The 8,548-nt window shown below is 59.7% G+C and carries 10 protein-coding genes; 1 reads left to right on the forward strand and 9 read right to left on the reverse strand.

Annotated features, from left to right (window positions below; translation table 11 throughout):
- From F7P65_RS21215 to F7P65_RS21260, 9 genes are all read right to left on the reverse strand, one after another.
- Positions 1 to 349 (reverse strand): GreA/GreB family elongation factor (locus tag F7P65_RS21215; RefSeq protein WP_150295469.1); only part of this gene is annotated, 349 nt, incomplete at its 3' end.
- Between the two features lie 288 nt (positions 350 to 637).
- Positions 638 to 1,933 (reverse strand): O-acetylhomoserine aminocarboxypropyltransferase/cysteine synthase family protein, encoded by a 1,296-nt coding sequence (locus F7P65_RS21220; RefSeq protein ID WP_150295471.1) that lies wholly within the window; start codon positions 1,931 to 1,933, stop codon positions 638 to 640.
- Positions 1,934 to 2,136: 203 nt separating this feature from the next.
- Positions 2,137 to 2,523, reverse strand: coding sequence for a DUF488 domain-containing protein (locus tag F7P65_RS21225; protein WP_150295473.1), 387 nt, complete (start codon positions 2,521 to 2,523; stop codon positions 2,137 to 2,139).
- Positions 2,524 to 2,820: 297 nt separating this feature from the next.
- Positions 2,821 to 3,336: a peroxiredoxin family protein gene (locus tag F7P65_RS21235; protein ID WP_240334429.1), complete on the reverse strand. Its 516-nt coding sequence runs from the start codon at positions 3,334 to 3,336 to the stop codon at positions 2,821 to 2,823.
- Between the two features lie 12 nt (positions 3,337 to 3,348).
- Positions 3,349 to 3,591: a hypothetical protein gene (locus tag F7P65_RS21240; protein ID WP_150295479.1), complete on the reverse strand. Its 243-nt coding sequence runs from the start codon at positions 3,589 to 3,591 to the stop codon at positions 3,349 to 3,351.
- A 37-nt stretch (positions 3,592 to 3,628) separates the two neighbouring features.
- Positions 3,629 to 4,801: a cystathionine gamma-synthase gene (gene metB, locus F7P65_RS21245; RefSeq protein WP_150295481.1), complete on the reverse strand. Its 1,173-nt coding sequence runs from the start codon at positions 4,799 to 4,801 to the stop codon at positions 3,629 to 3,631.
- 409 nt (positions 4,802 to 5,210) lie between these two features.
- Positions 5,211 to 6,332, reverse strand: a complete 1,122-nt coding sequence (locus tag F7P65_RS21250; RefSeq protein ID WP_240334430.1) for a retropepsin-like aspartic protease — start codon at positions 6,330 to 6,332, stop codon at positions 5,211 to 5,213.
- A 225-nt stretch (positions 6,333 to 6,557) separates the two neighbouring features.
- A complete protein-coding gene (locus F7P65_RS21255) occupies positions 6,558 to 7,040 on the reverse strand; it encodes a DUF6306 domain-containing protein (protein WP_150295483.1) in 483 nt (160 codons plus the stop codon).
- Positions 7,037 to 7,885, reverse strand: a complete 849-nt coding sequence (locus tag F7P65_RS21260; protein WP_150295486.1) for a LysR family transcriptional regulator — start codon at positions 7,883 to 7,885, stop codon at positions 7,037 to 7,039. The genes F7P65_RS21255 and F7P65_RS21260 overlap by 4 nt, the downstream gene beginning before the upstream one ends.
- Before the next feature lie 422 nt (positions 7,886 to 8,307).
- Between F7P65_RS21260 and F7P65_RS22225 the strand changes: the two genes are divergently transcribed.
- A partial coding sequence (locus F7P65_RS22225) for a hypothetical protein (protein WP_205452214.1) occupies positions 8,308 to 8,548 on the forward strand: 241 nt, incomplete at its 3' end.

An 8,548-nucleotide genomic window follows, 5' to 3' on the forward strand; every position in this document is an offset into this window, starting at 1 on the left:
CCGGCCAGTTGATGGACTGCCCCTCGCGCAGCCCGATCAGACCCGCTGCGATAGGGGGCAGGATGGAAATCCGTCCAGCGGCGATATCCGCCTGCGCCGGGTAGACGATCTGCACGGTTCGGTCGACACCGCTCGCCTCATCGACGAATTCGACCGAGGAGTGCATGGTGACGACGTCCGGCGGTATCCGCTCGGCCCGATGGGTTTGCGCGCGGGCGATTTCGTCCAGCAGCAGTTCGCTGACCTGCGGCATGCTATCCGCGATCCCGAGGGCAAGATTGGTCAGCCCTTCGGCTTCGATATCGATAAGATGGACGGGCGGCCTGGCCCGCTTTGGCATTCTGGTCATGGCGCTGGCTCTCAAGAGGAATGGGCGCGCATCGGAATGGCGTGCCCCCATCTGTCGATTTGCCCCGAGCCCGGGGCGTGAAGCGCCGGCACTCGGGGCTAGATGCCCGCGAGAAGCTGTCCCCCTTGGTAGCGGAAGCGCACATGATCGTTGCGTAAATGCATGGCGGCTTCATGGCTCAGGCGCGCCGCCTGAGTCAAACAGACAGGACCGGGCCTGTGGCACGGCCGGATAACGACAGCGAACCGGCGGTTCCATGCGGAATAGCACATGGAGCCGCCGGTTGTTTCAGCTGACCGCCGCCAGCGCCTGATCGACATCGGCCAATATGTCATCGATATGCTCGATCCCGATGGACAGCCGCACATAGCCCGGCGACACGCCGGACGCGCGCTGCTCCGCCTCGTTCAGCTGGGAATGGGTCGTCGAGGCAGGATGGATGGCCAGGCTACGCGCATCGCCGATATTGGCGACATGATAGAGAAGCTTCAGCGCGTCGATGAAGCGCCGCCCCGCCTCGACCCCGCCGGCCAGTTCGAAACCGACAAGGCCGCCCTGCCCTCCCGTCAGATACCGGTCCGCCAGTTCTCTGGCACGGCCGTCCTGCTGCGAGGGGTGGATCACCCGGATGACTGCGGGATGGCGCGACAGATGCTCGGCCACCCGGACGGCATTGGCGCAATGCCGTTCCATCCGCAGCGCCACCGTTTCAATCCCCTGGATCAGTTGGAACGCATTGAAAGGCGACAGCGCGGCGCCAAGATCCCGCAACAGGACGACCCTTGCCCGCAGAATATAGGCGATGGGGCCAAGAGGCTTTGCCGCCTCCGCCCAGATTGCGCCGTGATAGGAGGGATCGGGCGTGTTGAGCAGCGGCTGCCGCCCGGGATGAGCCGTCCAGTCGAAATTCCCGCCGTCGACGATCAGACCGCCGATCGACGTACCATGCCCGCCCAGATATTTGGTCGCGGAATAGACGACGATGGCCGCGCCATGATCAATCGGGCGGCAGAGCAGCGGTGCGGCCGTATTGTCCATGATGAGTGGGATTCCTGCCTCCCGCCCGATGGCGGCGACGTCCGCGATCGGGAACACCTCCAGCTTCGGATTGGGCAGGGTCTCGGCATAATAGGCGCGCGTCCGGTCGTCCGTGGCTCGTTGGAAATTCTCAGGATCGGATGGATCGACGAAGCGGACCTCCACCCCCTGATCCTTCAGCGTGTTCGCGAACAGATTGTAGGTGCCGCCATAAAGCGCCGTCGAACTGACGATATTGTCCCCGGTCCGGGCCAGATTCTGGATCGCATAGGCAGAAGCCGCCTGGCCCGAAGCGACCGCCAGGGCGGCAGCGCCGCCTTCCAGCGCGGCGACGCGCTTTTCCAGAACATCGGTCGTCGGATTCATGATCCGCGTATAGATATTGCCCATTTCCTGGAGGGCGAAGAGCGATGCTGCATGTTCCGCATCGCGAAACTGATAAGATGTCGTCTGATGGATCGGCACCGCGACCGATCCTGTCGTCGGATCGGCCCGCCATCCCGCATGCACAGCGATCGTTTCGGCTTTTGGCTGATTTTCAGACATAGGAACTCCGCACCATCGATGATCACCGCAAAGGTGACGTTGAAGCCAAAGAAAAACAAGATGCTGCGAACCAAGGCATAAAATGTAGAGAAGGTGGCTGATCGTCCTCCACCAGCGCGTGACACGGACCACAGCGCGGGAGAAGATTGTCATCCGATATTGCTCGCCAAACGCGCCTGCACGCGCGCGAAGGGCTTCGGCAGTCAATCAGCGCCGGTCGGATGGCCGAGCTTGCACCCATGATCCTTGAGATATTCCGCCAATACCAAAGCGTGATTTACATGCTCGTCGTGCGCTGCATAGAGCAACGTCACATGCCCATGGTCAGCCAGTGCATAGAGCTCAGCCAGGGCCTTCGGATTCGCATCGAGTTCCTGACGGTAACGGTGGCGAAAGGCCTCAAAACGCGAAGGATCATGGCCGAACCATTTCCTGAGATTTGTGCTGGGCGCAATCTCCTTGAGCCACAGATTGAGGGCTGCATCTTCCCTCGAGACGCCTCTCGGCCAGATCCGGTCCACAAGCACCCTCTGGCCATCGGCATCACTGGGGCGCGCGTAGATCCGCTTGATATCGAACGTGCCGTTCATCAGCCGCCCCAGATCCATGCTGGAGGGGCGCTCGCGGGAAATGCCTCCACCAACGCCTCATCGATCCCGTCAATCAATTGCCCACTGGCGAGAATAAGCCGAACGCCGCGGCAAATTTCATCAACGACTCCGGCGTGTCCTGAGGTGGCGCGGGCGTCCAGCGGCGATGTCACGCAGGAGCAGAAACATTCCGCCACGATTCGCGTGACGAGACCATGGAGATCGCAATCCGCTGCCCGATAACGCCCGGCAGCACGGCATCTGGCGTCCATAAGCTGTTCGTCCCCGATGGGGTCGTCATATTCGTGGTTCATAAGGGATTTCCTCAGCCAGCAGAGTTGCGATGTCAGCGCCCACGCGCATATCGTCTTCCACTCCGAAGCTGCGTTTGCGGAGCCGACCTTGCTGGTCGATCAAGACCAGGGTAGGCGTGCCTTTCATCCCGTAGGCCGCCATGGTGTATGGAAGAGGACCATTTGCATCCTGCAAATCGACACCGATCGGGAAGGTCAGGCGATACTCGCGGATGAACGCTGCCAGCGCCGCAGGCCCCATCGCCTCATGATGCTCGAAGACGGTGTGCAAACCGACAACGGCAACGCGCGCGGGATCGAATAGCCGGGCAATGCGCTGCGCCTGAGGAATCCCGTTGGCGACGCAACCGGGGCAAAGCATCTGGAAGGCGTGCAACGCGACGACGCGACCACGGAAATCCGCAAGCGCAAGGGGCCGGTCGCTGTTGAACCATTGGCCGGTTCTCCATTCCGGCGCCGGGCGAGAGGCAAGCTGATTCATTGTCCTGTCCGCTGCCATGCCCAGGTCTTTCTAAGCCAGATTGAAGAGCGTAAGCATTCCGCCAATGGCAATGCCGAACACCATGATCATGACCCCCGCGATGCGCAGAACATATGTCAATGGATCCTCCTCGTCGCCTTGCGAAAGAGGCGAAGACAGCGGCCCCGGTCGGCCGAGCAACCGTCGGACAAATGGCTGGCGAAAGGCCATGTTGAAGCCAATGACCGCAAGGACAAGGCCGAAAACATCGACGGCAATCACATAGCCGGGCATTTCACGCCTCCTTTCGCCTGGGCGAAGCCATGATGGTTCAGTTGGAACATGCCGCGAGACCGGCCTCGAGACCAGCTATGAGATCCCGTTCTGCCTCAAGCCCAACCGAAAGCCGGAGCAAATTGTCGCTTATTCCGGCTACGGCCCGAGCCTCTTCACCCATGTCCGCGTGGGTCATGGTCGCCGGATGAGCGACAAGGCTCTCCACACCACCAAGCGATTCTGCCAGAGTGAAGAACCTGACGGCGGAACTGAACCGCTGCACAGCCTCTACCCCTCCGGCAAGCTCAAAGCTGAGCATCGCTCCGAACCCTTGTTGCTGTCGCGATGCGATGGCATGGCCGGGATGAGAAGCGAGTCCCGGATAATAGACCCTGGAGACCGCGGGGTGAGCCTCAAGATAGTGGGCGACCGCCATCGCATTGTTCTGCTGGAACGCCATCCGCGCGAACAGCGTCCGCAGCCCTCGAAGCGTCGCCCAGGAATCAAACGGGGCTCCACCGACGCCGACGACATTGGCCCAGCAGCGCAGCCTCTCTGCCTCAGCCAAAGTCGCCGCAACGACCACCCCTCCGATCACGTCGGAATGCCCGTTGAGATATTTGGTGGTGGAGTGAATGACATAATCGGCGCCCAGACGGATGGGCCGCTGAACAGCAGGTGACAGGAAAGTGTTATCGACAGCAACCGCGGCCCCGGCGCCACGGGCCTGCGCCGCGAGCATCGCGATATCCACGACACGCATGAGCGGATTGCTCGGCGTCTCGATCAACACCAGCTTCGGCATCTCTTCCAAAGCCGCGGCGAAGGCCGCATCATTGGACTGATCGACGAAGCGCACCGAACAATGACCTCGTTCCGCACGGGCCTTGAGGAGGCGCATCGTACCGCCATAGCAATCATGCGGCGCCAGCACGAGGTCATTACACCGAAGCCCCCCAACGAGGAGATCGAGCGCCGACATGCCGCTCGATGTGACAACCGCCCCCGCTCCGCCTTCAAGCGTGGCGATCGCATCCGCCAGGAGATCCCGTGTGGGATTACCCGCCCGGCCATAGTCATAAAGGCCCGGCTTGCCATAGCCTTCGAACTCATAGGTGGTGGACAGATAGAGCGGGGGAACGACGGCGCCATAGGCCGTATCGCTTGCCACGCCAAATGCGGCAGCGATCGTCTGCGGATCCAATAATGGTATGTCCTGTTCACTCATTGAATAATCGCCCCTCTGTGAGCCAATGCATCTGCACCGCAGTGAGCAACCGGGCCAGTGTTACCCGGTGTCGCCACCGCCCCAGGGATAGAGGGCGCCCTGGCGTTTCCGGTGCAGCCATGCGCTTTGTCCCTCGGTGCTCAACTCCGTCCGACAGCGCCCCATCCACTCAGATGCCGCTGTCGCACGGACCTATCGTGAAGCATCTTCCACTCGGACGCCCTTTTGCGCCCGGTACATTCATAAGACAAATGAATATTATTTCTATTTAATATCAAATATCTCTCATTTAATGATCGGTGCAGGGCAAATGGCTCTGAACCTAGCAAAACAAATGCAACGGACCTCGGCGTCGCGGCTGGGCATTGCGGCAATCCATATGTTGCTCGGCGACGACGCCAGTCGATTGTCAGAAATAATCTATCAGCATCAGATCGACCGTCCGTCCTCCAGCGAGGCCTAGACGGACGTTGCTGCCCGCAGCACGAAAGCCAATGCGCTCGCCGGGAGCCGGATAGTCATTACTGATGGCTCGGCCATCAACACTGACAATCACGTCGTTGACACGCAATCCGGCATGCCAGGCGGGGCTCCATGGCGCGACATGGAAGATCACAAGCCGCTTTTCCTGTCTGCGGCCTGAAATGCCCAGCCTGTCCCTTGAGATTTCGGAAGCAAGAGCTGTCCTGTCTGCCTTCATGCCCATCGTCTTTGCGCCCAGGCTCAGGACAGTGCGAAAGTCCTGAAACATGGGCCATCCAACGGATATGGGTTCTGCAAGCTTCCAATTCTTCACCGCCTGAACCGGAACATCATGCCATTCGAAATTGCCGATCTTTACGCACAAAAGTGAGAATACAATATTGGTGAGGATACCTTCGAGACCGATGGAAACGGCCGAAGACTGGCAGCGCTCGTCGAGAAGTCCTTGCTCATGGGCAAAGTCGGCCGCCATGGTGATGGGCGTGTCGCTTCCAAGATCAAGCAGCGCCCGCTCTTGCGGCCTCCCTTCAAGGACCAGATCGATCGAGGGAAAGGCGGCGCGTTCCCCATGCAGCGCCAAAATGTGGTCCGCCTGAAAAGCCCCTCGCCGTCCTTTCGGAACCCAGCGAATGCGGTCGTTGACGAAATCGACCTCGACGTCGACCGTCTGAAGCACGTCCCTCCCCAGTATCAAGGGAATATGCTGACGCGCCAATGTCTCGATTTCCGCCGTTCCATAGCTGTCCAGCATGAAATCCTTCAGGACCGTGCCCGCCAGTTCCATCCTTCCCGCGCGATAGCCCAATCCTGTAACTCTGCGCGTGAAGGATGAGACCGACGTCTCACCCAGCGGCACCAACCCCAATTCCGCAGCCAGGGTGCCATTGATGATGGTTCGCGAAGTGCCACTGTCGACCAGAGCGGCTATCGCTCGGTCATTCAGTTTCACAGGCGCCAGGACCATCCGCCGCTTCGGCAGGTCCATTGGAGTCCACGCATCGTCGACAACATTTTTCGTCTGATGTGCAACAGCCTCTTTTGCGCGCAACAGAGGCTTCCCAAATAGTCGCCTTAACACATCGCCCCCAAAGAACGAATTTTATCAAGGACCCTATTTGTCGAACATGTTCATTGAATCAAATGACTATTAATGCATTTTACTATAAATATAATTGCTGCATTATCCGTAGCAATATCCGCGTCGCACATTCTCGAACGAAGATTTTCGTCGATGACGCTGACAGGTCAGCGTCGATATGTCCTGGAGGATCGATCATTCCGTCTCTTGAAGAAGAGTTTCAGCGAGATCGATATTGGTCCGGTGCTTCTCAGCCATCATGCTCAGATGGGCATGCAGCACCTCGTCCCTGACCCGCGGCATCAGCACTTCGAGCTTGTGCACCACCCAGGATTGGCCACGGTTGAGGAAAGCGGTCCGCTCACGCGGATCGTCGATAGCCATCGCCTTGCCATAAAATGCACCCGTCCTGCGCGATGGCACAGCGCCCAGCCGCCGGATTTGCCGCGCGAGCATGGCGCACCATTTCGCTTCGTCCGCCCGTACGATCCGCATCAGTTCTGAAAAACGGACGTCCTGCATTGCTTTCCGGCTGACCAGGGCGACGCGTGCGCCTGCCCGTTCGGCTTCGAGTAGCTCATTGAGCGCGGCCAGCAATTCATCGCGCAACGCATAACCCATATAGCCATCGTCCGCGCCTGCGCCATAGCACACAGGGGAGAAAGGGTCGTTCGTCATATCGCAATCCTCGCTGCGGCATGGAGTCCTGCCCGGACGCGGTCCATGACCCCGGGGTCCGCCTTGGTCGAATGCAGCATATAGGCCGAATAGGAGAATTCAGGACTGCCGGGCACCAGCGCAAGCCGCCCCTCCTCCAGATAGGGACGAATGAAGCCCTTTCGGAAATAGCCGCTCCCACCCGTCGCCAGGATATAATCCAACGCCAGGGGACCATAGCTGATCGACACGACCGCATTGGGCTGGTCAGGAAAAGCGGCCTGATAGCTGGCCGCAAATTCTTCCCCCCATTCAATCTGCACATGATCCTCGGGTGCCAATGATGCACTGGTCGGGGTGGTTCGGACAAGCACCAGCTTCTCCTCGAACAGAAGTTCGGCGACCACCCCCGGCCGACTGGGCGCTGCATAGAGCACGGCCACATCCAACGTTCCATCCTGGACCTGCTCCATCAGACGCTCCGAAGCCTCGATATGCGTGCTCACGGCGATTTCTGGACATTCACGCCGCATCCACAGCAGCCAGTGCCGCAGCAAGGGACTCCACAGACTGAGTTCGGCACCCACGGTGACGACCGTCTCACGTCCTGGCGGAAGCGCAACGGCACGCTGCGCGCGCGCCCAGACCTGCACGAGAGTCGTGGCGAACCGAAGAAATTGCTCGCCGGCCGGCGTCAGCTTCGCGCCCGCCTTGTTGCGGATGAATACCGGTCGATCGAGTTGCTCCTCCAGAACGCGAATGCGAGCGCTGACGGCGGTTTGCGTGAGATTGAGATTATTCGCGGCGCGTACAAAGCTGCCCGTTTTGACCACCTCGAGAAAGGTGCGGGCAATGCTGATGTCCATCCATGCAAATCCTTGCGCTCAAAGTACAATAATATTCATTTGCTTCATGGACACTAGCAAGAAGATGATGCACCCACAAGGAGAGGTTGCGATGGTCACAGAGTCAGCACCCCATGTGCCGGCCGCCGAGGCAGGACAGTGATGAAACATCCAAGGCCGTTCAGGCCAGGGCCTGCCCAATCGAGGAGAGGATATCGCTGGTTTGCCGGCGCGCTGACGCTGCTGACGATGGGTTTGTCAACCGGCGTGTATTTTCTCCATCGTGGAGGATATATCAGTGACGGCCTTCTTCCCTCTTTGATCTGCTTCATCGTTGCGACGGCAATCGGCGCTTTCGTCGCAGCGGATATGGAACAGCAGGCTTCGCGCGAAACTTGGCGGCATCACAATGAAGTCACCCCTCCACCAGAGCTCTGCAGCGTGTGGCCGCTGACCATCCCGGTGCCCGTCAAGCCTTCGAAATCGAACCGAAGGCGCAGGCGGAAAAGCAGATCAAATCTGTTCAGGAGATGGAGGCACTCAAGCGCAAGGACAGCAAGCGGGAACAAGGAACGGCGTTTGAGCCGCTGTTTTCGTTCCTTCCGCTCTATTGGACTCTGGTGATCGCCGCACCCACATATCCATGCGCATCAACCAATGGGCTTCTGCCCCCCCCCCCCCCCC

It is taken from the genome of Sphingobium estronivorans, assembly GCF_008692605.1.
GTDB lineage: Bacteria > Pseudomonadota > Alphaproteobacteria > Sphingomonadales > Sphingomonadaceae > Sphingobium > Sphingobium estronivorans.